General features: G+C 65.2%; 20 protein-coding genes. 6 read left to right on the top strand and 14 right to left on the bottom strand.

Annotation, left to right across the window (positions count from 1 at the left end; all coding sequences use genetic code 11):
- Positions 1–221: 221 nt before the first annotated feature.
- The gene (locus tag ACZYTC_RS22620; protein WP_441773260.1) at positions 222–1436 is read left to right on the top strand and encodes an aminotransferase class I/II-fold pyridoxal phosphate-dependent enzyme; all 1215 of its coding nucleotides are present in this window, start codon (positions 222–224) and stop codon (positions 1434–1436) included.
- A gap of 16 nt (positions 1437–1452) precedes the next feature.
- Complete coding sequence (locus tag ACZYTC_RS22615; protein WP_441773261.1) at positions 1453–2454, top strand: hypothetical protein; 1002 nt, start codon at positions 1453–1455, stop codon at positions 2452–2454.
- A gap of 52 nt (positions 2455–2506) precedes the next feature.
- On the opposite strand, the gene ACZYTC_RS22610 is transcribed toward ACZYTC_RS22615, so the two are convergent.
- Positions 2507–4096, bottom strand: a complete 1590-nt coding sequence (locus tag ACZYTC_RS22610) for a DHA2 family efflux MFS transporter permease subunit (protein ID WP_488990577.1) — start codon at positions 4094–4096, stop codon at positions 2507–2509.
- 111 nt (positions 4097–4207) lie between these two features.
- Between ACZYTC_RS22610 and ACZYTC_RS22605 the strand changes: the two genes are divergently transcribed.
- A complete protein-coding gene (locus ACZYTC_RS22605) occupies positions 4208–5116 on the top strand; it encodes a LysR family transcriptional regulator (RefSeq protein WP_488990576.1) in 909 nt (302 codons plus the stop codon).
- A gap of 109 nt (positions 5117–5225) precedes the next feature.
- On the top strand, positions 5226–6461 hold the full coding sequence (locus tag ACZYTC_RS22600; protein WP_488990575.1) for an MFS transporter: 1236 nt from the start codon (positions 5226–5228) through the stop codon (positions 6459–6461).
- Between the two features lie 9 nt (positions 6462–6470).
- Here ACZYTC_RS22600 and ACZYTC_RS22595 read toward each other — a convergent pair whose 3' ends face one another.
- From ACZYTC_RS22595 to ACZYTC_RS22555, 9 genes are all read right to left on the bottom strand, one after another.
- Positions 6471–7802: a glycosyltransferase family 2 protein gene (locus tag ACZYTC_RS22595; RefSeq protein WP_434958282.1), complete on the bottom strand. Its 1332-nt coding sequence runs from the start codon at positions 7800–7802 to the stop codon at positions 6471–6473.
- 137 nt (positions 7803–7939) lie between these two features.
- The gene (locus ACZYTC_RS22590; protein ID WP_488990574.1) at positions 7940–9172 is read right to left on the bottom strand and encodes a glycosyltransferase family 2 protein; all 1233 of its coding nucleotides are present in this window, start codon (positions 9170–9172) and stop codon (positions 7940–7942) included.
- Entirely contained in the window at positions 9172–10308 is a 1137-nt protein-coding gene (locus ACZYTC_RS22585) for a glycosyltransferase (protein WP_441773265.1), read from the bottom strand. Before ACZYTC_RS22585 ends, ACZYTC_RS22590 begins: the two co-directional genes overlap by 1 nt.
- Complete coding sequence (locus ACZYTC_RS22580) at positions 10305–11102, bottom strand: SDR family NAD(P)-dependent oxidoreductase (RefSeq protein ID WP_488990573.1); 798 nt, start codon at positions 11100–11102, stop codon at positions 10305–10307. The genes ACZYTC_RS22585 and ACZYTC_RS22580 overlap by 4 nt, the downstream gene beginning before the upstream one ends.
- Positions 11099–11497 (bottom strand): MaoC family dehydratase, encoded by a 399-nt coding sequence (locus tag ACZYTC_RS22575; protein WP_434958286.1) that lies wholly within the window; start codon positions 11495–11497, stop codon positions 11099–11101. The genes ACZYTC_RS22580 and ACZYTC_RS22575 overlap by 4 nt, the downstream gene beginning before the upstream one ends.
- The gene (locus ACZYTC_RS22570; RefSeq protein WP_488990572.1) at positions 11494–11913 is read right to left on the bottom strand and encodes a hypothetical protein; all 420 of its coding nucleotides are present in this window, start codon (positions 11911–11913) and stop codon (positions 11494–11496) included. Before ACZYTC_RS22570 ends, ACZYTC_RS22575 begins: the two co-directional genes overlap by 4 nt.
- Positions 11910–13121, bottom strand: a complete 1212-nt coding sequence (locus tag ACZYTC_RS22565) for a beta-ketoacyl-[acyl-carrier-protein] synthase family protein (RefSeq protein ID WP_488990571.1) — start codon at positions 13119–13121, stop codon at positions 11910–11912. Before ACZYTC_RS22565 ends, ACZYTC_RS22570 begins: the two co-directional genes overlap by 4 nt.
- Position 13122: 1 nt before the next feature.
- Entirely contained in the window at positions 13123–13407 is a 285-nt protein-coding gene (locus ACZYTC_RS22560) for an acyl carrier protein (RefSeq protein WP_434958289.1), read from the bottom strand.
- 19 nt (positions 13408–13426) lie between these two features.
- Entirely contained in the window at positions 13427–14578 is a 1152-nt protein-coding gene (locus ACZYTC_RS22555; protein ID WP_441773268.1) for a hypothetical protein, read from the bottom strand.
- A gap of 126 nt (positions 14579–14704) precedes the next feature.
- Here ACZYTC_RS22555 and ACZYTC_RS22550 point away from each other — a divergent pair, with 126 nt between their 5' ends.
- Both ACZYTC_RS22550 and ACZYTC_RS22545 read left to right on the top strand, forming a co-directional pair.
- On the top strand, positions 14705–15517 hold the full coding sequence (locus tag ACZYTC_RS22550) for an ABC transporter permease (protein WP_488990570.1): 813 nt from the start codon (positions 14705–14707) through the stop codon (positions 15515–15517).
- The gene (locus tag ACZYTC_RS22545; RefSeq protein ID WP_488990569.1) at positions 15501–16307 is read left to right on the top strand and encodes an ABC transporter ATP-binding protein; all 807 of its coding nucleotides are present in this window, start codon (positions 15501–15503) and stop codon (positions 16305–16307) included. The genes ACZYTC_RS22550 and ACZYTC_RS22545 overlap by 17 nt, the downstream gene beginning before the upstream one ends.
- A gap of 11 nt (positions 16308–16318) precedes the next feature.
- Here the strand turns inward: ACZYTC_RS22545 and ACZYTC_RS22540 are convergent, their stop codons facing one another.
- From ACZYTC_RS22540 to ACZYTC_RS22525, 4 genes are all read right to left on the bottom strand, one after another.
- A complete protein-coding gene (locus tag ACZYTC_RS22540) occupies positions 16319–16867 on the bottom strand; it encodes a sterol desaturase family protein (RefSeq protein WP_434958293.1) in 549 nt (182 codons plus the stop codon).
- A 239-nt stretch (positions 16868–17106) separates the two neighbouring features.
- A complete protein-coding gene (locus tag ACZYTC_RS22535; RefSeq protein ID WP_488990568.1) occupies positions 17107–18801 on the bottom strand; it encodes an ABC transporter ATP-binding protein/permease in 1695 nt (564 codons plus the stop codon).
- 14 nt (positions 18802–18815) lie between these two features.
- Positions 18816–19547 (bottom strand): ChuX/HutX family heme-like substrate-binding protein, encoded by a 732-nt coding sequence (locus tag ACZYTC_RS22530; RefSeq protein ID WP_488990567.1) that lies wholly within the window; start codon positions 19545–19547, stop codon positions 18816–18818.
- Between the two features lie 9 nt (positions 19548–19556).
- A complete protein-coding gene (locus ACZYTC_RS22525) occupies positions 19557–21848 on the bottom strand; it encodes a TonB-dependent hemoglobin/transferrin/lactoferrin family receptor (protein WP_434958296.1) in 2292 nt (763 codons plus the stop codon).
- Between the last annotated feature and the right edge of the window lie 314 nt (positions 21849–22162).

Below are 22162 nucleotides of genomic sequence, written 5' to 3'. Positions count from 1 at the left end.
GACGATTGGCGTTTGTGATTCAGCAGTCTTGCATGGATTGCAAAAGCGCATCGAAACAATGCGTTGGAGCAGGCAAACGTTCCGCCGCTGTGCGGCTTGCTCAAGGTGTTCAGTGATTTGACGGAATCACTTCAAATCGCAAAGACACGTCGAAACAAGGAGTTAGAGCAAACGAGCGTTTCCGTCTAAACGCATTTTGCTCTGGAGAACAAGGAGTGACGATGGCAGGGCCGCCAGGCATCAAGGCACGGTCGCAGGGATTCGCCGATATTTTCGATCGCTCCACCGGAGGCGCCCTCACCCCGCTCAGCGTGGTGATCGAGAAGGTGTTGAGCCCGGTCCGGGCGGTGATCGAAGGTCGCGAGACCCTGATGTTCGGCACCAATTCCTATCTCGGCCTCAATTTCGATCCCTCCTGCATCGAGGCGGCCAGTACGGCGCTGGCGAGCTTCGGCACCGGCTCGACCGCCTCGCGCGTCGCCAGCGGCAACCAGGCCCTGCATATCGAGCTCGAAAAAGCGATTGCCGAACTCTACGGCCGGCGTGACGCCGTGGTGTTTTCCACCGGCTTCATGGCCAATCTCGGCGCCATCGGTGGGCTGGTGCGTGAAGGCGATGCCGTGGTGCTCGACGCCCATTGCCATGCCTCGATCTTCGACGCCTGCAAGCTGTCTGGCGCGAAAATCCTCACCTTCAAGCACAATGACGCCGCCGATCTCGCACGCGTCATCGCGGCAAGCGACATCGCGCCGAGCCGCACGCTCGTCATCGTCGAGGGCCTCTACAGCGTGCTCGGCGATGTCGCCGGCCTCGAAGCGATCAGCGCCGTGACCTCGGAAACCGGCACCGTGCTCCTGGTCGACGAGGCCCATTCGCTCGGCCTCTACGGCGCCAGGGGCCGCGGCGTTGCCGAAGCGCAGGGCGTGGAGGACAAGGTCGACGTGATCGTCGGCACCTTCTCCAAGAGCGTCGGCGTGGTCGGCGGCTATTGCGTCACCAATGATCCGGCCTTCCGGGCCCTGCGCTTTGCCGCGCGCAGCTATCTCTACACCGCCTCCCTGCCGCCGCCGGTGGTCGCCGCCGCCAGGCAGGCGCTTTCGATCATCGCCGGCGACAGCGAGCGCCGCGCCACCGTCACCAAACGTGCGGAGGCCCTGCATCGCGGCCTGACCGGCCTCGGCCTGCCGCCTCTGGCCCCGTCTGGCCCGGTCGGCGCCGTGCGCATGCCGGGCATCAAGGCCGGGTTGGAGACCTGGACCGCGCTGTTGCGCACTGGGCTCTATGTCAACATGCTGATCCCGCCGGCCACACCCAATGGCGAGGTGGTGCTGCGCTATTCCGTCTCGGCCGCCCACAGCGCCGCCGATATCGAGGCCGCGCTCGACATCATCGCCACCGCCGGCCGCCAGACCGGCGTGCTCCGGCCGGCGGCTTGAGGCAGCGGAACGACCCATGCCGTCCTTTCACTATCTCGAACTTCCGATCTCGGGCGCCCAATCGCTGGCCTGGCAGGGCGATGAACTGGTGGACTGGATAGGGGGAGCAGACATATACGGTCTGGACGGTTCGAGGACCTCGGGGCATGTGAGGTATGGCTATCGTTTCGATAGCGTGGTCCAGTCCCCTCGCAGCGACTACGCCGTTCTCTATGAACGGCGCGGCACCAAGGGCATAGTCCTTTGCAAAGGGGCATTCATCCGGGAAATTGATCGCAGCTTCAATCTTGCCGATGACTTTGACTATCCCATTGCCCTCTTCGATCTACCTGACGGGCAACCGGCAATCGCACATTGTCCGCAGCATCATGCTCGACTGGAAATCGAACTCTTGGAAACCGGCGAGCGCCTCACGACCAGCGCGACACGCGAACTTGCTGATATTTTCCACTCCGGCTTGGTAATCAGCCCCAATGGAACGACACTGATGAGCGCGGGTTGGGTGTGGCATCCGGCTTACGCCGTCAGCATCTATGGAGTTGCCGACGTACTGGGCGATCCCGCCTTGCTCGACTCCCTCGACGCAACACTACCCACCGAAGCGGAACTCGCATCTGCAACCTTCCTCGATGACGACCACATCGCGTTGGCGGCCAATCCGAACGCAGAAAATTTCGGTGATGAAGGTGACCCTGACCTCATCCCGCATCCTGGCACACTGTCGGTTTACCGCATCAGCACGAAGACATGGGAAAGCAGCATTCCCTATAGCGAAACGGCCGGCATGCTCCATGCCGTTGATGCTGAGCATGTCCTAGCCCTACACCAGTATCCGAAGCTGGTTCATCTATCCACCGGCAAGGTCGTGGAACGCTGGCCTGAGATTCCAACCGGTACTTGGGCAGGCTGCATCGATGTTTCCGGTCACAATGTCCCGCCACTTGCGTGGGACGCGATAAACAAGCGCTTGGCCGTCGGTACCGCTGCCCAAATCCACGTACTCAGCCTGGTGGCATGAACGAGGATGCGGCAGGGACATGGCGCCTCCGCGACATCGAAGGGCTGATCTTTTACGACCTCACACATTCCTGCAGGACGGCTGCCTCACCCTCTGTCGCACCTGGTTGCGCGGTAGCGTTTTTCCGCCAGCGCAGCGCGGCCCAAGCGAGGGCAATGACGGTGGCCGACGTGACGGCGAGCAGCAGGATCATGCTGGCTCGATAGCCGGCGACGAACAGGCTGGCGGCGAGATCCTGCGCTCGAACTGGGTCGATGCCGCTGCCTGCCAGCAAGGCGGCCGCCCTGTCCGGCTCGCTCACCACCCTGTCGGCGAGGCCTGCCGCCGCAGCCGGCAAGTTGCCGGCGGCAATCTCGAACGCGTTTTCCGCCGCCAGGCGATAGACCAGGGTGGCGAGCACCAGGCCCAGCGCCCCGCCGACATTATGTAGCGTCCAGCTGACGCCGATGGCGGTGCCGCCGAGCCGCGGCGCGACGGATGACAGCGCAGCGACCGTCGAGGGGCCGAGGATGCACCCCCAGCCGAGCCCCATCGCGGCGAAGGCTGCGATGACGAGGCCGAGCCCGCTGCCAACCGAGAACAGGGCCTGCAGCCCGGCGGAGAGTGCCAGCAGCGCCAGACCGGCGATGAGCAAGGGAATGGGGCCGCTGCTGTCGGCCAGCCTGCCGACGCTCGGGGAGACCAGGGCGACGAGTGCCGTCGCCGGCAGCAGCAGGAGGCCGGTGATGAAACTGTCATGCCCGCCGGCGACGGCAAGGTAGAGCGGCATCAGGAACAAGGCGGCGGCATAGAAAAAGCCGAGGCAGATGGTGGTGAGGCACACCAGCAGGAAACGGCCATTGCCGAGGAGGCCGAGCGGCAGGAGTGGTGCCGCGCCGCGGTGCTGGACCAGGCCGAAGACGGCCAGGATCGCAGCCGCGGCGGCCAACAGCGCGAGGATGACGGGCGAGGTCCAGCCCCAGTCGAGCCCCTGCGAGAGCGCCAGCAGCAGGCAGGACAGGCCTGAGATCAGCAATCCCGCGCCCCACCAGTCGATGCCCTCATTTGTCTCGGCTCCACGCGACTCCGGCACGCGCGGCAGGCAGAGCACGAAGCTCAGCACCAGGAAGGGCACGTTGATGAAGAAGACCCAGCGCCAGTCCAGGAGCCCGACCAGGATGCCGCCGGCGATCGGGCCGAGAGCCAGCCCCGCCCCGCCGCCGGTCGAGACGATGCCGACAGCCCGGCCGCGTTCATGCTCAGGGAACATGTCGGCGACGATCGCCGTCGAGGCGGTGTAGAGCACCGAGGTGCTGGCGCCCTGGATGAAGCGAAACAGCACGAGTTCCCCGATCGAGCCGGCAAAGCCCGCCCCGAGCGAGGCGAGGGCAAAGACCAGCATGCCGCCATAGAGCACGCGCCGCCGGCCATAATGGTCGGCCAGCCTGCCGCCGAGTACCAGGAAGGCCGAAAGCGCCATCACGAACAGGGTGATGACCCATTGCGTCTGTCCGAGCGAGGCGGCGAGGCCCCGCTGGATCTCGGGGATGGCGGTGTTGACGATGGTGAGATCGGTGCAGCCCACGAAGCTGGCGATGCTGATGCCGACAAGGGCGATCCAGCGCGAGCGGCTGCCTTGTTCCAATGCTCCGTTGCGCGCCATAGCAAGCCTCTCCGAACGATCATGAACCGGCTCAGGCTACGGCAGAACCACGATCTCGAATTGCTCCTTCTTTTCGATTGATTAGCGAAATTATTTCGCCAAATTGACAGGATGGTTTCGAGCGAGCGATTTCATGCCATCCGGGCCTTCCTGCAGGCGGCCGAAGCCGAAAGCTTCAGCATGGCGGCCACGCAGCTCGGCCTCTCCAAATCCACGGTGGGCAAGGCCATCGCCAGGCTGGAGGAACGCCTGCAGGTGCGCCTGTTCCAGCGCACCACGCGCAAATTGGCGCTCACCGATGCCGGCCGCTCCTTCCGCGACAGCTGCCAGCGCGCGCTGGACGAGCTGGCACGCGCCGAAGCAAGCCTCGCCAGCCATGCCAACGCGCCCGTCGGCAGGCTGCGCATCGCCCTCCCGGCCCTCTTCGGCCGGGACCGCGTCATGCCGATCCTGCTGGACCTCCTGCAGCGCCACGAAATGCTGGAAATCGAGGCCTTGTTCTCCAGCCGCCATGTCGACTTCATCGAGGATGGCGTCGATCTTGCCGTGCGCATCGGCGAATTGCCGGATACGATCAGCCTGACCGCCCGCCGCCTGGGAACGCAGCGCGTGGTGACCTTGGCCGCCCCGTCCTATCTCGACAGGCATGGCCGCCCCCGCCACCCCGGGGACCTTGCCGGCCACCAATGCATCGGCATCCTGTCCGACGACCACGTCCTGCCCTGGCGCTTCCTGGACGGAAGCAAGCGGCTGATGCTGCCGGTGCGCGGCCGGCTGCGGGTCGGACAGATGCAGGCTGCCCTCGCCGCCGCCTGCGCCGGCACTGGCCTGGCGCAGTTGCCGCATTGGCTGGCCGCCGAGGCGATCGTGGCCGGCCGGCTCGAAATCGTCCTCGCCGCCTTCGAAGCCCCGGGCCTGCCGGTGCACATCGTCTGGCCATCCGATGCCGTGCTCTCGGCCCGCCTGCGCGTCACCATCGACGCCCTGGCGGCGGGCCTCGCCGGCCCGATCTCGTCTTGAACAGGGGCCGGAACCTGCAATCCTCCGGATGCGGCCCCAGCGCCGGGCTGATATGGAAACGATGATTTCCCAATCGAATCACGCCCACCTGTAAGCCGAAAGACGCCCGATGAATCCGCACGACGGATCGACCGACCCGAATGCGCCGGCTACGCCGTCAGCGTCGAACGACCGCAAGCTCCCGGCCGGCATCTGGGCACTCGGCTTCGTCTCCATGCTGATGGATGTCTCCTCGGAGATGATCCATGCATTGTTGCCGGTCTATATGGTCGCTGTCCTCGGCACCTCCACCCTGGCCGTCGGCATCATCGAGGGCATTGCCGAGGCGACGGCCTCGATCACCAAGGTGTTTTCGGGCGCGCTCAGCGACTGGCTCGGCAAGCGCAAGCTCCTGGCTGCGATCGGCTATGGCCTCGCCGCCTGCACCAAGCCGATCTTTCCGCTCGCAGCCTCGCTCGACTGGCTCATCGCGGCCCGTTTCATCGACAGGCTCGGCAAGGGCATTCGCGGGGCGCCGCGCGATGCGCTCGTCGCCGACCTCGCGCCGCCGCATCTGCGGGGCGCGGCCTTCGGACTCAGGCAATCCCTCGACACGATCGGGGCCTTTTCCGGACCGCTCATCGCCATCGGGCTGATGTGGCTGACAGCGGACCATTTCCAGGCGGTGTTCTGGGTCGCGGTGATCCCGGCCTTCGTCGCCGTCGCCCTGATCCTGGTCTTCGTCAAGGAGCCGCCACGGCCCCAAGGGCTTCGGCGCGTGCGCATGCCGCTCCACCGCGACGAGCTCGCCCGTCTGGGCACGGCCTATTGGTGGGTGGTGGCAGTCGCGACGATCTTTACCCTGGCGCGTTTCTCCGAAGCCTTCCTGATCCTGAAGGCCCAGTCGATCGGCCTGCCCCTGGCCCTGGTGCCCATCGTGCTGGTGATCATGAGTCTGGCCTATTCGCTCTCGGCCTATCCCGTCGGCATCCTGGCCGATCGCATGGACCGCATCACCTTGCTGGTCCTCGGCCTCATCCTGCTCATCGCCGCCGATCTCGTGCTCGCCATCGCCCCTGGAATCACCGGTGTCGGCATCGGCGTGACGCTGTGGGGGCTGCATATGGGCTTCACGCAGGGGCTGCTCGCCGCCCTGATTGCCGCGGTGGCCCCCGCCGAACTGCGCGGCACCGCCTTCGGCGTCTACAACCTCGTCACCGGCCTCGCCCTGCTGATAGCCAGCGTGATAGCCGGCCTGATCTGGGAGATGGTGGGCCCCGGCGGCACTTTCCTCACCGGCGCCGGCTTCGCAACGCTCGCCATGGTCGGCCTGCTCCTGGTCCGGAGCCGGCTCGAAGTGCCCTGAGGCACGTCATCAAACGACCTTCGGCGCCGCGGTGGATTTCGGCGTGCGCACGAACTCGCTGCGTTTCCTGAAGATCACCTCGCGCTGGGCCGGGCCGATGACGGCGCCGATGCGGAAGAGGTCGCGGGAAACCTGGGCAAATTCGCGCAGGAAGTCGAAAAGGCTGGTCTGTCCCGGACGCAGCGACAGGTTGCCGGCTCGCAGGAACACGAAGAGGGCGGCATAGCCGATCAGGAGCTGGCTGATAAGGAGGCCAGCCAATTCCCAGCGCAGCGGCACTCCGAGCACGATCGCGGCGATGCCGGCCGGCAAGGCCACGGCCCAGGCGAGGCCCGACCACCAGACCCCCAGATGCATCGCCGCCTTCAGACGATCGCCCAACGATAGCGAGCCGTCGCCGAGGATCGGGCAGAGCAGGCGCAGCATCACTTCGCCGAAGCCCTTGGTCCAGCGCTGCTGCTGGCTCATCCAGGCCTTCATCGTCTCGGGAAGCTCGCCGGGCACCGGTACGCTCATCAGGAAGGAACCGCGCCGGCCGATGCGCCAGGCCCGGTAGGACAAATCGAGATCCTCGGCCAGCGTGCCGCCGCGCCAGCCGCCGGCCGCCTCGATGGCCTCGCGGCGCCAGACGCCGCAGGTACCGTTGAACGGCAGGGGATGGCCGGCCCAGCAGCGCGTACCCTGCTCGACGGCGAGATGCGCGTCCAGCAGCACTGCCTGGGTGCGGGTCAGCGGGTTGGCGTCCCGGTTCATATAGTCGAAGCGGGCCTGGATGAAGGCAAGCTTTGGATCCGCCAACAGGCAGGTCATGGTCTTGCGCAGGAAATCGGGATCAGGCACGTAATCGACGTCGAGAATGGCGAAAAAGCCATGCGGCGTCAGCGTCATGGCATTGGCGAGCGCGCCGGCCTTGTATTCGGTGCGGTCCTTGCGATGAACAAGCACCACGTCGAACCCCAGTGCCCGGCGCCTCGCCACCTCTTCATTGGCGAAGACGGTAGAGCCATCGGTGGAATCGTCGAGGATCTGGATATGCAGGCGCTCGCGCGGCCAGTCGAGCGCGATGGCGGCGTCGAGCGCCCGGGCGACCATGGCGCCTTCATTATAAGTGGGGATCTGCACCACCACATCCGGCAGGTCGGCGTCGGCGGGCAGTCCATGCGCCAGCAGTCGGCGTTCAGCCTCGATGCCGGTCCGGCGCAGGCGCCAATGCTTGAAGACGAGATAGAAGGTCGCCAGGGTCGAGCCGAAGGTGACCGCCCAGCCGAGCAACGATATCACGGCCAAGATCACCGCCAGCCAGCCGGCGATCGCCCAGAAACTCTCCCACAAACCCGTCAAACTCCGTCTCTCGTCATTGCTCGCCTCCAAACCGTGGAGGGTGATTTGGGGGGCTGGTCTTCAGACCCGCCTGGAAACGCCTCGCTTGCCGGCAGGCAAGGCGGGTCCGAAGACCCGCCGCCCGTCCCTGTCGCCTGTCACCGGTCACCGCGCTTGGGCGTGCGCACGAAATCATGCCGCCTCGCGAAGGGAGCGGCGATCACGCTTGCCGAATTGGCCATCGCCAGAAAGACGAGCAGGACCGGAATTGCGATCAGGGTTGCCCCGTAGCGGATGATACCACCTCGGCGCAAGCGTAGAAATGGCGGCAAGGTAATGAGAACAGCGCTGGTCACGGCATAAATCGCGACCCCCATCGCCAGAAGGGCATGTCCGCCGCCAAAACCGCGCAGCAGGCCGTCAAGTACAAAGGCGGCCGCCGCCAGCACGAAACAGGGCAGGCCAAACTGCAGGCCGAGCAGCAGGCTGGTGCCAAGCTTGGCGGCAAGGTTCCAGTCCGAGCGCCAGACCAGCGGCAGTCCCTTGCGCGCGACCTGGATGAAGCCACTCGACCAACGCGCCTGCTGCACGCGCCAGCTGGCGAGGTCGGCAGGCGCCTCGCAGGTCAGCGGAGCCTCCAACATGAGCTGGCCGTGCCAGCCGGCGACATAGGTCCGCACGGTCAGGTCCAGGTCCTCGGCGAGCGTGTCGGCGGACCAGCCGCCGGCCGCATCGATGGCGGCGCGGCGCCAGATCGCGCCGGTGCCGTTGAACTGGAACATGTCACCGCCGGCCTGCCTTCCCGCCTGCTCGGCAAGGAAATGCGCATCGACTGAAAATTGCTGGCCCGAGGTCATCCAGTTCTGGTCGCGATTGCCAAATTCGAAGCGGAACTGCACGAAGGCGGCACGCGCATCGGCCGCCAGCACCGCTGCCGCCTGCCGCAGCCATTGGCGCGGCGCCCTGAAATCGGCATCGAGGATGGCAATCAAGGGTGCATCGCAGCGCCGCATGCCTTCGGCGAGAGCGCCGGCCTTGAAGCCGTCCCGGCTTACCCGCCTGACCTGCTGCACCACCGGGCCTCCCGGCGGCAGGCTGGCAATGGCGGCGGCGGCAAGGGCCGCCGTCTCATCGGTGGAATCATCGAGGAGCTGGATGGTCAGCCGGTCGGCCGGCCAGTCCAGCGCCAGGGCCGAGGCCAAGGCTCCCTCGACGGAGCCGGCCTCGTTGTAGAGCGGGATCTGCAGGAGGATATGCGGAGGCTCGCCGTCCGATCGCATCGGGGGCGGCCGGTAGCCGCGCGCGCGCCCGGCAAGGCGCAGATGCTGGCCGAGCAGGACGACAAGGAAAAGGCCGGCGGCCAGGCCGATGGCATCGATCACCAGGAGCATCAGCGCCGCCCCGCCAGCGCGATCGTGGCCGAGCCCCAGGCGAGGCGGCGTGCCAGCAGCGCGTTCAGCCAGAGCGCCGGCATGATCGCCTCCCTGAGGAGCACGGCGAACGGCATGGCCGGGGAGAGCGGCCAGCCCTTGCGCCAGGCGAGCGCACATTCGGCTGTGGGCCAGAGGAAGATAGACAGCACCAGCAAGGGTATGGCGGGCAGGCCGAGGAAAGCGGCGACGGCGAGCGCCGCGAGGCAGGCGGCAGGCAGGCCTGTCAAGGGCTCGGCTGCGAAGGCCAAGGGTTCTTCCAAGCGCCGGCAGATCGCCCAACGCAGATGCCTCTGCCAGATCTCGCCAGGCTGACGAGCGCCGAGGTCCTGATCGACAGTGGCGCTGGCGAAGACCGGACGCAGGCCCCGGCCCTTCAGAAGCTTTGCCAGAGCATGGTCGTCGGCCACCGCGTCGAGGATCGCCGAGAGGCCGCCGGCGGCCTGAAGATCGCCGCGCCGCAGCAGCATGGCCGCGCCGATGCCGGCCCCGCCCCCGAGCGCAGAGAGCGCCAGCAGGAGCCTCCCGCCATAGGTATTGACGAGGCTGGCCTCCAGCAGGGCCGCGAAATTGGCGGGCCTTCGCGCCACCGGCACGGCGCAGACCAGCCCGACGCCCGAAGCCAGACTTGCCGTCATCGCGGCAAGAGCGCCCGGCGGCAGAATGGTGGCGGCGTCCTTGATCAACAGGAGATCATGAACAGCCGCTTCGACCGATTCGACGAGATTGGCGATCTTCGGATTGGCATCGGGGATGGGCGTGGTGAAGAGGAGCGAGGCGCGTGCTCGTTTCATCCCCTCCCCCTCCATGGGAGGGTGGGACGCGGCATCTTCTGCCTGCCTGCAGCTCACCGAGAACAGGACTTCGAGGCCGGGGTAATCCAGGTCGAGAAGCTTGCGGTTCGCCTCGCTCCTCGTTTCCTCGATGCGCCGGAGAGGCACCAGCACGGAGATGGGGCCGCGTTCGCCGGCAACGGCCCGGCGTGCCACGAGTGCCGGCTGGAGCAAGGCGAGCAGTGTAGAGCCGAGGAGCAGGGAGACGAGGGCGACCCACCACAGGCCGGCCAGGGAGCCGACCAAGCCAGCAAGCACCGTCATGATCCCGCGCGCTCCCGCTCCCGCGTCAACGGCACATCGACGCCGGGGCGATCGAGCAACCAGTCGCCGAAACGGGCGGGCAACAAAGTGAGCAGACGCAATCCCGCATAGAGGATGAAGGGGAAAGCGATCACCGGCTTGCGGCGATCGAGGCCGCTGCGGATGATCCGGGCTGCCCGCGCGGCGGTGACCTTGAGCGGCTGCGGCGCGACCAGCTCGGCGTTGAGCGGCGTGGTGACGAAACCCGGCGCGATCAGGCTGACCGTGATGCCTTCCCGTCGAAGTGCCGGCCGGATGCCCTCGGCATAGGCATGAACCGCGGCCTTGGCCATGGAATAGGCCGGCGAGGAGGGAAAGCCGCGCAGCCCGGCAAGCGAGCCGACCAAAGCGACATGGCCGCGGCGACGGCGGCGCATGGCCTCGAGGGCCGGCTCGATGGTGTTGACCGCCCCCATCAGATCGACGGCGAGCACGGCCCGCATCGCCTCGCCCGGGTCGAGCGGCCTTTGCGCGCTGGTGCCCGAGACGATGCCGGCGCAGGCGATGGCGAGATCGATCGGCGTTTCGCCGTCCCGGGCCGCGATCCAGGCGGCGAGTGCTTCACGGTCGCGGACGTCGAGGCTGATGGCGACGACCGTGGCTCCGCGCGCCCGGCAGAGTTCAGTGATATCAGCCAGCCTCGCCTCGTCGCGGCCGACGAGAAGAAGGCAGCGATCAGGTGCGGCATATTCAAGTGCCAGAGCCCTGCCGATACCGCTGCTGGCGCCGGTGATCAGCACGGTCTGGCGGTTCATGGCCGACCCTCCATCGCGCACGATAGAGTCGCTTCCGCTAGGCAGGCGACCACGCCATCGCCTGTCTTGACGAAGAGACGCAGCACAGCCGGCTCTCCGTCTTCGCGACGCTTGACCGTCCGCCCGGAAATCTCGACTTCAGCACCGACCGGCACAGGTGCCATGAAGCGGGTCGACAGGCCGGTGATAACGGCCTCAGGCAGGAAACGCCGCACCGCTTCGTGCAGATAGGCGACCAGCAGCATGCCATGCACGGGTGCGGCCTCAAGCCCGATGGTGCGGGCGATGGCCGCGCTGACATGCAGGGGATTGGTGTCGCCTGAGGCACGGGCGAACGCCTCGACCTCGCTTGGGCCGATCGGGCCTATGACGATAGGCGGGATCGAATTGCTCATTGCGCCTGCTCAGGTTGGAACAACCGATAGGTCGCGGCAAAATCGGCAATGACCTCGCCATCCGCTCCTTCGATATGCGCTTCGATCTGCACATCATCGGGCGCGGAGGCATCCGCCCGCCGCGTAATCACGAAACGGATCTCCTGGCCGATCCGCAAGGCGCGATAATAGCTGAAGCGCTGGGCTATCAGCACGGGAATGAGATGCTCTTCGCCGGCAAGATCGTCGAAGGCGGCCTTGGCGGCCGGATGCCACAGCCAGATCGCCGGGAAGGTCGCGGGAACCTCGTCACCGTCGCCCGCCAATCCTTGGCTCATCATGCCATCGATGGCGGTCGCCTTGCGGTAGCGCCGCACGGCCTCCGCCTCGACCCGGGCCGCAATGGGGCCGATGCGTAGAGGCGGCAGCGCGCTCATGCCTGCCCGACGATCAGCACCGCATTGATGCCGCCGAATGCGAAGGAATTCGTCATGGCATGGCGCATCGTCACCGCCCTCTTCTGACCCGGCACGCAATCAAGATCGCATCGGGGATCGGGCGTTGTCCAGTTGAGGGTCGGCGGCGCCACGCCTTCGCGCAGGGCCATCACTGTAATGGCGAGCTCGATAGCGCCGGCCGCACCGAGGGCATGGCCATGCACCGGCTTGGTGGAGGAGACGGGCAGGTGGGGTAGTCTTTCGCCGAAGATCGCAGCGAGCGCAGCCGCCTCGGTGGCGTCATTGGCGAGCGTGCCGGTGCCGTGGGCGTTGACATAGTCGATCGCCTCCGGCTCCAGCCCGGCATCCTGCAGGGCCTGGCGCATGGCGGAAGCCGCGCCGCCGGCGTCCGGGCGCACGATGTCGCCGGCATCGCTGGAGGTGCCGTAGCCGCAGAGCTCGGCCAGCGATGTTGCACCCCTGGCCCGGGCACTCTCATCGCTCTCCAGCACGAAGATGGCGGCGCCCTCCCCGAGCACCATGCCGTTGCGGTCCTTGGAGAAGGGACGGCAGGCATTGGGCGAGAGCACGCGCAGGGCTTCCCAGCCCTTCATGCCAGAGGCGGTGATGCAGGCCTCGGCACCGCCGACAATAGCGCGGTCGACGATGCCGGCCCGGATGAAATGGGCGCCGAGGCCGATGGCCTGCGTACCGGAGGCGCAAGCGCTGGCGACGGCAAAGGATGGGCCGCGCGCGCCATGGCGCGCGCTCAATTGCGAAGCGGCGCCATTGGGCATCAGGCGCGGCACGCTCCAGGGATCGAGGCGCTGGCCAGTGACATAGGCATTGTGAATGCCGATCTCGATGGTTTCCCCGCCGCCAACGCCGGTGCCGACGATGGTGGCGGTACGCTCGCCCTGCCGGTCGGCGCGGGCAAAGCCGGCCTGCGCCAAGGCTTCGTCACCGGCGACGATGGCGAGCTGGGTGAAGCGGTCGCAGAAGGCCAGCACGTCGGGCTCGATATGGACAGCCGGGTCGAAACCGCGCAACTGGCCGGCGATGCGGATATTGTGGCGCAGCTCCCGCGCCACTTCGAGCGGCCCGATGGCGCTCTGTCCCTCGCGCGCGGCCTGCCACAGCGCCGGAACCCCGAGTCCCGCCGCCGTCGCTGCTCCCATGCCGGTGATGTAGACGCGCTTTCTGCTCAAATCAGGACTTTTCACTGGCGATACGGGCCAGCACGCCGTCGATGAAGGATTTGAGATCCTTGGCTTCGGCGATCGAGCCATCCATCGGAATATAGACGTCGAATTTTTCTTCCACCGCCGTGAGGATCATCACGATATCGATGGATTTGAGGCCGAGCGTCTCGAAGGTTGCGTCGGGCGTGACCTTCTCGCGATCGACCATGCCCTCGGATATGATCAGGTTGACGACCTCGTCATAGACACGCTGCGGATTGGACAGGATGTTATCTTGGGTATCGGTCGACATCTTCTTCCTGGACACGTCCTTAGGCGTAATGGGACTGAATCGATGTCTCAAATACACCGAAACGGCGTGTTGACCGAGCCCCGAGCCATTCAACTACGCTCGTCATGGCATAGTTGTCGTCAAGAATCCAACCGCATTCCAAATCTTGCACACCGGTGATGGCAGCACGGCGCATCAATTCATCCACCAGGATCAGCGCGACGCTGGCACCGGAGACCGACCCGACCAGCCGCGGCGCCACGCCGAACAGCACGGCGCGGCCGCCGGTGAAGCGCCGGGTCAGGCCGCGCCAGGCCAGTTTCAGCCAGCCGGCGGGGGACGGCGAGCCCCCGAGATCGCCCGCGATCTCGAAGACATTGGGCAGGAACAGGGCAAAGCCCAACAATTCCCCTTTCCGTTCGACGAAGACGCCATAATCGGCCTTCAGAAGGGGTCTGAAGGCCTTGATCATCGCCGTCATCTCCGCTTCGGAAACCGGCACGAAGCCCCAATTGGCAGCCCAGGAACCGTTGAACAGGCAGCGGCCGAGCTCGGCATCCTCGGCCAGCCTGTTCATGCGCATGGCGCGGATATCGAAACCCTTGCGGCGGCGCTCCATGCCGAGCTTTTCGAGCCTGTCGGGAAGATCGCTGCGACGGCGGTCGAAGGCGTAGGAATGCAGTGTCTTCACCAGCGTGAGGCCGGCCGCCTCCAGATGGGCGCGCAGATAGGGCGGATGCCAGGGCATCAGCACCATGGCCGGCGCGGTGAAGCCATCGATCAGCAGGCCGGACTCGGCGTTGATCGACAGCGTGAAGGGGCCGCGCATCACCTTTCTGCCCTTGCCGGCGAGATGGGCAGCTGCAGTCCGGACCAGTTCGGCCACCACCTTTTCATCGTCCACGGCGTCGAGGCAGCCGAAGAAGCCGATGCCCTCATGCTGCGGGCCTGTGGCGAGATGATCGATCTGGGCGGAGATGCGGCCGACAGCCCTGCCCTCCCCATCATAAGCAAGCCAATAGGCCGCCTCCCCATGGGTCCAGAAGGCGCTCTTGCCGGGATCCAGCAACTGGGCGCGGTCGTGGTCGAGCGGAGCGACATAGTCGCTGTAACAGGCATAGATCCGCCGCGGCAGAGCAAGGAACTGCCTGAGCTCGCGCTTGGAGGAGACGGGACGGACGGTGACCGGCATGCCGTCCTTCTGTCAAGTTCGAGCGGGAAAGGCAACGGGCGTGAGAAGAACACGCCGGCCTCAGCCACTGGCATCCATCGGGCTGCCCCCTTGTTCCACCTCTGTGCTTTGGTTATGGCTCCAATCATGGAGACCCAGCCCTTGCTGCAGCCCTTTGCCGATATCTGGCGCCAGCGCGAACTCTTTCGCGCCATCCTGACCCGCGAATTGCAGGTGCGCTTTCGCGGCTCGGTGTTCGGCTGGGCCTGGGCCGTGCTGGCGCCGCTGGTGATGCTGTCGATCTACACGCTGGTCTTCTCCGGCGCGCTCAAGGTCGGCGCCGCCCAGGAAGGCAGCGGGCGCTTCAGCTATGCCTTCTCGATCTTCGTCGGCCTGGTGGTGTTCAATTTCTTCGCCGAGATCGCCTATCGCGCCCCTCTCTTGCTGGCCGAGCACAAGCACATCATCCGCCGCTCGATCTTCCCGCCCCAGATCCTGGCCTGGATCGCGGTGGCGCGCGGCGGCGTCTATATGCTGATCGCCCTCGGCGTGCTGCTGATCGGGCAGATCCTGATCAACCAGTCGATCCACTGGTCGTGGCTGGCACTGCCGTTCATCCTGGTGCCTCTCTGCCTCTGCCTGCTCGGCATCGTCTGGATCCTCTCCACCATCGGCGCCCTGACCAGCGACCTCAACCATTTGATCATCTCGATCATTCCGGTCGCGATGTTCGCGACCCCGGTGTTCTATGAAGTCTCGAATGTGCCGGAGGGCTGGCGCTGGCTGCTCTATCTCAATCCCCTGACCGGTATCATCGAGATGATGCGCGCCGCCATCCTGCGAGGCACCTGGCCTGATGGCCTGCTCTATCTCGTCTGCCTCGCCGCCTCGTTCGCGGTGTTTTATGCCGGCCGGACCTTGTTCATGCGAAAGAAGACGATCCTTGTCGACATCATCTGAACAGAGGGCCAGCCAAAATCTCGCGCAAGAACTCGCGATCGAATGCCGCGACCTCGGCAAGGCCTACCAATTCTATCGCCATCCGATCGACCAGGTGAAGCAGGTGCTTCTCGGCGGCAAGAAGCGCTATTACGACGAGTATTGGGCACTGAAGGAGATCGGCTTCACCATTCCCAAGGGCGCAGCGGTCGGCATCGTCGGTCGCAACGGCTCGGGCAAGTCGACCTTGCTTCAGATCCTCTGTGGCATCACCGCCCCCACAGTCGGCTCGCTCACCGTCAAGGGGCGCATTGCGCCTGTGCTCGCCCTCGGCGCCGCCTTCGACTACGAACTCACAGGCCGCGAAAACTGCTATTTGTCCGGCGCCATTCTCGGCCTCAAGCGGGCTGAGGTCACCGCGAGGCTTGCCGCCATTCAGGAGCTCTGCGGCCTCGGCGATTTCTTCGAACAGCCCGTGAAGCTCTATTCCAGCGGCATGGGCGCGCGCCTCGCCTTCGCCATCTGCGCCCATGCCGATGGGGACGTGCTGATCGTCGACGAAGCCCTCGCCGTGGGGGACGATGCCTTCCGCGAACGCTGCCGGACCTTGATCCGCGCCTTCCGCCAGCGCGGCACCATCCTGTTCGTCTCCCACGACCTCGACCAGGTGATGGATCTGTGCGAGCGCACGATCTGGATCGATCGCGGGCGCCTCAGGGCGGATGGCGATACGCCTGAGGTGATCACCGACTATTGCAAGGCGCTGGCCGAAGAGCCCGACGATCCCAACCGCTTCGCCTTCATGACGTGAAGCCCCCCGAATCAGGCCCGTCGCCGCTGTGGTTCGACATAGGTGGAGAAGATGTGGTCCCAGAACGAGGTGACCACGCCGTAATTGCCCTCCTCGCCGCGATAATGATGCACCATGTGCTGCAGGCGCAGGCGATAGAGCAGGCTGCCCGGCTTCGACGACCAGTGATGCGATGCATGATGCACCAGCATATAGGCGACATAGCCGAGCAGGATGCCGCTGGTAAAGCCGCCCGCAAAGGCATGGTTGGCGAAATAGAGCGGCAAGTAGAACACCAGGAAGATCACGCCGACACTCAGGAAAGACGGCGCGCCGATCATGCCCTTGGGCTCCTGATGATGCGCATCGTGCATCCGGTCGAAGAACGGCACCGCATGATAGATCCAGCGGTGCACGGCATATTCGACGAAAGTCCAGCCGATGCAGCCCAGCACGAAAGCCATCGCCCAGATGCCCACGGCGGTGGCGTCATGCTGCAGAAGAGTCAAGAGAAGCAGGCCGAGGGCCGCAGCAGGACAGAGTACAAAATCGCCAAAATAGAGAATTTTGTTCAAACGCATGCGCTTCACCGTTCGATGCACTTTGGAAGCTGGAGCATATTTCTCCGCGATTGCGACAGTTTGAGGACAAAATGCTGCGTCCTAGCAGCGCGCTTCGCCCTCTCTCATCGCCGATCGCCAAGAGCAAAGCGCGTTTATGGCTGAACGATTTTTTGCTCCAACCTTCAGTTTCGACGCGTTTTGCAATTCTTGCCAATACCAGCAAATCGCAAAACGCTTTAAGCAAAAATCATGCCTATCTATGATACGACCTCCAATGTGTATGGCTCAAGCTCGATCCGCCGCAGTGGCCCCAGGCCAGCCGGCTCGCGATGCGCCACCACGACGAAGCTCGTATGCGGCAGGGCCGCCCGCAGCGCCGCGAACAATTGCGCCTCTGCGGCGCTGTCGAGGGCGCTGGTCGGCTCGTCCAGCACGGCCCAGTCCGGCCGTGCCAGGATCAGCCGTGCCAGAGCCAGGCGCTGCTGTTCACCGCCGGAAAGGCCGAGGGGCGGCTCGCCATCATCGAGACCCGGCAGTCGATGCTCGAGGCCGACCAGTTGGAGGGCCCCGGCATAGGCTTGCCGAGGCAGCATCCCGGGGTCCTGCGGATAGGCCAGGACGGTCCGCAGATCCGCTAGAGGCAGATAGACCGCCTGCGGCAGGAAGGCGATCCTCCGTTCGGCCGGCAGGGTCACCCTTCCCTCGCCATGCGGCCACAGGCCGGCCATCGCCTTGATCAGGGTGCTCTTGCCGATGCCCGACGCCCCGGCCAGCCAGGCATTCTCGCCCCTCTCCAATCTCATATCCGCCAGGATGTTGAGGGCGCGCCCCTCGGGCGTGGCCAAGGCGAGGCCCTGGATGGACAGGTGATCGAGCCCGCTCGTCCTGGTCCGGACGCCTTCGCCGTCCGTGACCCGTCCCAAGGCATCGAGAAAGCCGTCGAGACGGCGGATGGCTGCCGCGAGTTCGGCCAGATTGCGATAGGAGAAGATGAACCAGGACAGGGTGGTGACCACGTTCTGGAAGGCGGAAGCCAGCTTCATCAGCCCGCCCAGCGCGACCTGCCCGGCAAGATAGGCGGGCAAGGCCAGGAAGATCGGGATGCGCAGCACCGTGCTGTGATAGGGCCTGGTGAAGCAGCCCAGGATGAGGTCGCGGTTCATCAGCGCCCGCCAATTGCGCATGATGGCGCCGAAGCGGGCGTCCAGCACGCGCCTTTCGGCGGCCTCGCCCGCCATCAGCGCCACGGCGTCGGAGGATTCGCGCAGGCGCGCGAGCGCGAAGCGGAAATCGGCCTCACGGCTCTGCTGTTGCGCATTGAGCGCCAGCAGAGGACGACCGAGCCAATGGGTGAGCCCGCTGGAGATCAGCACATAGACCGGAGCGGCCCACACCATGTAGCGCGGGATCTCCACCGCCACGCCGAACAGGGTGAAGGCGAGTGGAAAGGAGGACAGCGACCACAGCAGGGCCACATAGGACACCAGCCCCACGATGCTGGTGACGACCTCCAAGCCCTCCTCGGTGAACTTGTCGACGAAGAGGCGGCAATCCTCGGCGATGCGCTGATCGGGGTTATCGGGGGTGGCACCGGCCTGGCGCAGCCTTGCATGGGTCCTGCCGCCAAGCCAGCGGTCGAGCGCGGCCGCGGTCAGCGCGTGGCGCCAGCGGATCTGCACGCTCTTGCGCAGATAGACCGCCGCCAGATACATCGCCGCATTGACGGCGATCAGCAGGCCGAACACGCCGATCTGGTTGACGGCCGCGGCGGCGTCCCGCTTTTCGAGGGCGCCGTAGAACTGGGCATTCCAATCGATCAGCAGCAGGCTGACATAGACGCTGCCCAGATTGAGGCCGAGAACCACCGTCAGCAAAGCAAGGCCCGTGCGCCCACCCGGGCCGGCGACGCACAAGCGCAGCAGCCGCCAGATCTGGCTGAAAATCCGAGGCATGATCCGCCTTTCGCTCAATCGCGACGTGCAAGGACAGCGGCCGGACCGCGCACCGCCAGCCCGATCAATTCGCCTCGCACATTCTCGGCCAGGAGCTCTACTCCATCCGGCCCGGCCCTATCGGCCCGCATTCGCCAACGCCCGACCGCGCCGGCACGCAGATGCAGGTGGAAATCGGGCTGCATGACATTGATGAAGCCCATGGCCGGCTTGACCGCCTCGATATTGCCGGACCAGGCCTGCCTGAGGCCGTCACGGCGCAGTTCGATGGTCACGGGCACGCCGGCACAGCGAGCCACCTCGAAGGGAAGCGAGCCTGGATCGTCCTCGGCCAAATCAGCCCGCTCCATCGCGTCGACGGGCTCTGCCGCCTCCGTTGCCATGCCGCGCAGTTCGGCAACGCCGGCGTCGAAAGGCTCCAGCCCGTCGAGGCCGACCAGGCTGAACAGCACGGCCCCATCCTTGCCTTGAAAGTCGAGGCGCGGCAGCACCTTGTCCTTCATGCGGCCGGAGCGGTCGAGTATGACGGCGCCGAGCGCCGCCGTATCGATATCGGCATCGTGGGCCGCTCCCGCCAGGCGCACGGCGAAACCGGAGCGTTCGACCCTGTCGACAGGACCGATGCGTTCATGGGTGGCCCCACCCTGGCTGGTGGTGAGCATCACCCGGCCGAGGCGTCCTGCCGCCTCCAGCACATCGGCGGCATGGTGCAGCAGGCGTTCGCGCTGCAATCGTTGCTGGCTCATGACGGATCCTTAAAAGGTGATGTTGGCGCCGAGCCTGAAGGTGCGGCCGGCGGCTGTCTGCAATTCGAGCGGATTGGAGAAGGCGACGTTCGAACTCGCCGTCCGGCTGTAGGTGGTCGGCATCGGCCAGCGGAAATAGCGCGTATCGGCGATGTTGAGGATGCCGGCCCGCAGCGTGATGTTCTCGGTCGGCTTCCAGCTTCCGAGGAGATCGAACACGGCATAGCCGCCGGGCTTGAAGATGTCGGGGGTGCTGGCACGGCTAACCTTGGAAGCGAAGGTGCCGATCATCTCGACTTCCAGCCCCTGTTCCGGCTTGGTCCAGCGCAGGCTGGCGACGGCCGTGAGGGGGCTGGCGCCGTTGAACGGGGTCCAAGGCGCATCGCGCGTCGTCTTCTGGTTGCCGTGCTGATAGGTGAGGCTGAGGCTCGAACTCCAGTTTTCGGCCCATTGCACCTCGGCGGAGCCTTCGATGCCGGTCAGCCGGACTTTGGCGCGATTGGCCCAGGTATAGTCGACCCCCTCGCCTGAACTGGCCGGGATCTCCACGAAATTCTGGATGAAGTTGGTGTAGTCGGCATGGAAGGCCGACAGGGAGAAATAACCCCAACCATAGCGCCCGCGCAGCCCCGCCTCGAAGGAGCGGACCCGCTCCGGCTTCAGGTTCGGCGCCGGCACGAGATTGCCGTCCGGCTGTCCTGACGAGGAGCCTGTATAGAGCTGCTCGGCATTGGGCATGCGGAAGCCCTCGGCATAGAGGCCGAATACCGAATAGGTCTCGTTGAGCTTGTAGATGATGCCGAGCTTCTTGGTCAGCGCCGATTCCTCGCGCTGCCTGAGCACATAGCCGGCTACCGGCTGATAGTCCGATTTGGGCTTGGGCGTGATCTGGTTCCAGGAATAGCGCAGCGCCGGCGTCACCGTGAGCTTGCCGTCGAACAGGCTGATCTCATCCTGCACGAAGGCATCGAGCCGCTTGGTGTTGGAATCGGCGAAGTTCCAAGTGTAGGGCACGACGGTGGAGCCGGAAACCGGTACGCCGCCTGGGGTGAACACGCGCGTGGTGCGATTGCGGACATAGTCGGTGTAGCCATATTCGCCGTCGAAGCCCCAGACCAGCTTGTGGTCGCTGCGCCCGAGCTTGAAGGACGAATCGATCTGCAGGCCGGCCTGCAGGAAGCGCTGTCCGAACTCGGTGACATTGTCCTGATATTGCTGATTGCCATTGGCGAGGGTGCGGTGTTCGCGGCTGGTGACCTCGCGGCGCTGCGGCGACCAGGTGATGTTCCAGCGTATCTGGTCGGCGAAGGCGTATTCAGGCTTCCACAGACCGTCCAGCGCGATGCGGTAGCGGGTGAGTTCCTGGCTCCCTGTCCAGGAATGGATGAAGGGCAGTTGCGGCGGATTGGGATTGGCGGGCGTGCGCACCGTGGTCGGCCCGCGATTATAGAGGGAGTCGACATCCCTGTTGCGATCGAAGATCTCGCCGGTGAGCTTCAGTTCCAGTGATTCGGTGGGCCGCCAGACGATCTTGGCGAGGAAGTTCTGCCCGAGTTCGTCCAGCGGGTTGAAACTGCCGCAATCGATGGCACCATATTCGACCCAGCGCGGGCAGCCATAGCGCCCGCCATCGGCCCGGGCGCGCGAGAGCTTGGCCTCGCTCGCTTTCTTGACCGAATAGCCCAGCAGGATCTCGAGATTGGGGGAGACGCGCCAAGCGCCGAGGGCAGTGTTCACCAGCGCCTTGTTGTAGCTGTCGAAATTGGTGCTCGCCTCAAATCCCCAATTGCGTCCTTCCTTGATGATGTCGGCTGGGTCTTTGGTGGTGAAGGCGACCAGGCCACCAACCGCATCGGTACCGTAGAGCGCCGAGGCCGGGCCGCGAATGATCTCGACCGACTTGATGAAGGGCAGATCGACAAAGTCGCGCGTGCCGTCGGTGTTGCCGTCGAGGATGCGCGAGCCGTCGACGCGCATCTGGATGCGGTTGCCGCCGACGCCGCGAATGGTGAAGCCGCCATTGCCGCCGAAGGGATCCGTGCTCGAACTGTTGCGGCTCACGGTGATGCCCGGCTCGTAGCGCGTGAGGTCGTCGATGTCGCGCACCATATGCGACTTCAACTCCTTGTCCGAAATCACCGTCACCGAGGCCGGCACGTCGAGAAGCTGGCGCTTGGCGCGCTCAGCCACGACGGTAACCGGCTCCAGCATCACAGGCTCGTCATTGCCGGCCTGCTCCGATGTCACCGGCCCGGCCGGTTGGCCTGGCAGCGGCTTGCTCTCCTGTGCATGCGCGGCCATTGCGCAGCCTCCCAGAATGAGGCCCGCAGCCATAATGATCCTCGTCTCCATCTTACCCCCCAAAGTAAACTCCGGAGGCGGATAAACACTATACATCCAACATGAATCAACACAAAATAATAATTTGTTTGATGATTATATCAACTCCAACATACGTATACAAAAAAGACTCTCGACAACGCATAATTTAACGAGAAGAACTAAAAACTGCGCAATCCGGTGCACCAACCGCCCCTCACCCACCCCTTGGGAGAAATTGGCATCCCGCCTCTCTCGCTAACCATTTTGCGCAGGTTTGAATTCATCTAAAATAT

This window comes from Labrys sp. F242, from assembly GCF_057813875.1.
This window is presented reverse-complemented; position numbering and strand designations above follow the sequence as displayed.

Coding starts and splice junctions, on each gene's coding strand:
- ACZYTC_RS22580 (WP_488990573.1), bottom strand. CDS start 11,102: ATGAACCGCCAGACCGTGCTGATCACCGGCGCCAGCAGCGGTATCGGC.
- ACZYTC_RS22550 (WP_488990570.1), top strand. CDS start 14,705: ATGGAGACCCAGCCCTTGCTGCAGCCCTTTGCCGATATCTGGCGCCAG.
- ACZYTC_RS22535 (WP_488990568.1), bottom strand. CDS start 18,801: ATGCCTCGGATTTTCAGCCAGATCTGGCGGCTGCTGCGCTTGTGCGTC.
- ACZYTC_RS22540 (WP_434958293.1), bottom strand. CDS start 16,867: ATGCGTTTGAACAAAATTCTCTATTTTGGCGATTTTGTACTCTGTCCT.
- ACZYTC_RS22605 (WP_488990576.1), top strand. CDS start 4,208: ATGGTTTCGAGCGAGCGATTTCATGCCATCCGGGCCTTCCTGCAGGCG.
- ACZYTC_RS22590 (WP_488990574.1), bottom strand. CDS start 9,172: ATGCTCCTGGTGATCGATGCCATCGGCCTGGCCGCCGGCCTTTTCCTT.
- ACZYTC_RS22525 (WP_434958296.1), bottom strand. CDS start 21,848: ATGGCCGCGCATGCACAGGAGAGCAAGCCGCTGCCAGGCCAACCGGCC.
- ACZYTC_RS22610 (WP_488990577.1), bottom strand. CDS start 4,096: ATGGCGCGCAACGGAGCATTGGAACAAGGCAGCCGCTCGCGCTGGATC.
- ACZYTC_RS22615 (WP_441773261.1), top strand. CDS start 1,453: ATGCCGTCCTTTCACTATCTCGAACTTCCGATCTCGGGCGCCCAATCG.
- ACZYTC_RS22570 (WP_488990572.1), bottom strand. CDS start 11,913: ATGAGCGCGCTGCCGCCTCTACGCATCGGCCCCATTGCGGCCCGGGTC.
- ACZYTC_RS22560 (WP_434958289.1), bottom strand. CDS start 13,407: ATGTCGACCGATACCCAAGATAACATCCTGTCCAATCCGCAGCGTGTC.
- ACZYTC_RS22585 (WP_441773265.1), bottom strand. CDS start 10,308: ATGACGGTGCTTGCTGGCTTGGTCGGCTCCCTGGCCGGCCTGTGGTGG.
- ACZYTC_RS22530 (WP_488990567.1), bottom strand. CDS start 19,547: ATGAGCCAGCAACGATTGCAGCGCGAACGCCTGCTGCACCATGCCGCC.
- ACZYTC_RS22555 (WP_441773268.1), bottom strand. CDS start 14,578: ATGCCGGTCACCGTCCGTCCCGTCTCCTCCAAGCGCGAGCTCAGGCAG.
- ACZYTC_RS22600 (WP_488990575.1), top strand. CDS start 5,226: ATGAATCCGCACGACGGATCGACCGACCCGAATGCGCCGGCTACGCCG.
- ACZYTC_RS22575 (WP_434958286.1), bottom strand. CDS start 11,497: ATGAGCAATTCGATCCCGCCTATCGTCATAGGCCCGATCGGCCCAAGC.
- ACZYTC_RS22620 (WP_441773260.1), top strand. CDS start 222: ATGGCAGGGCCGCCAGGCATCAAGGCACGGTCGCAGGGATTCGCCGAT.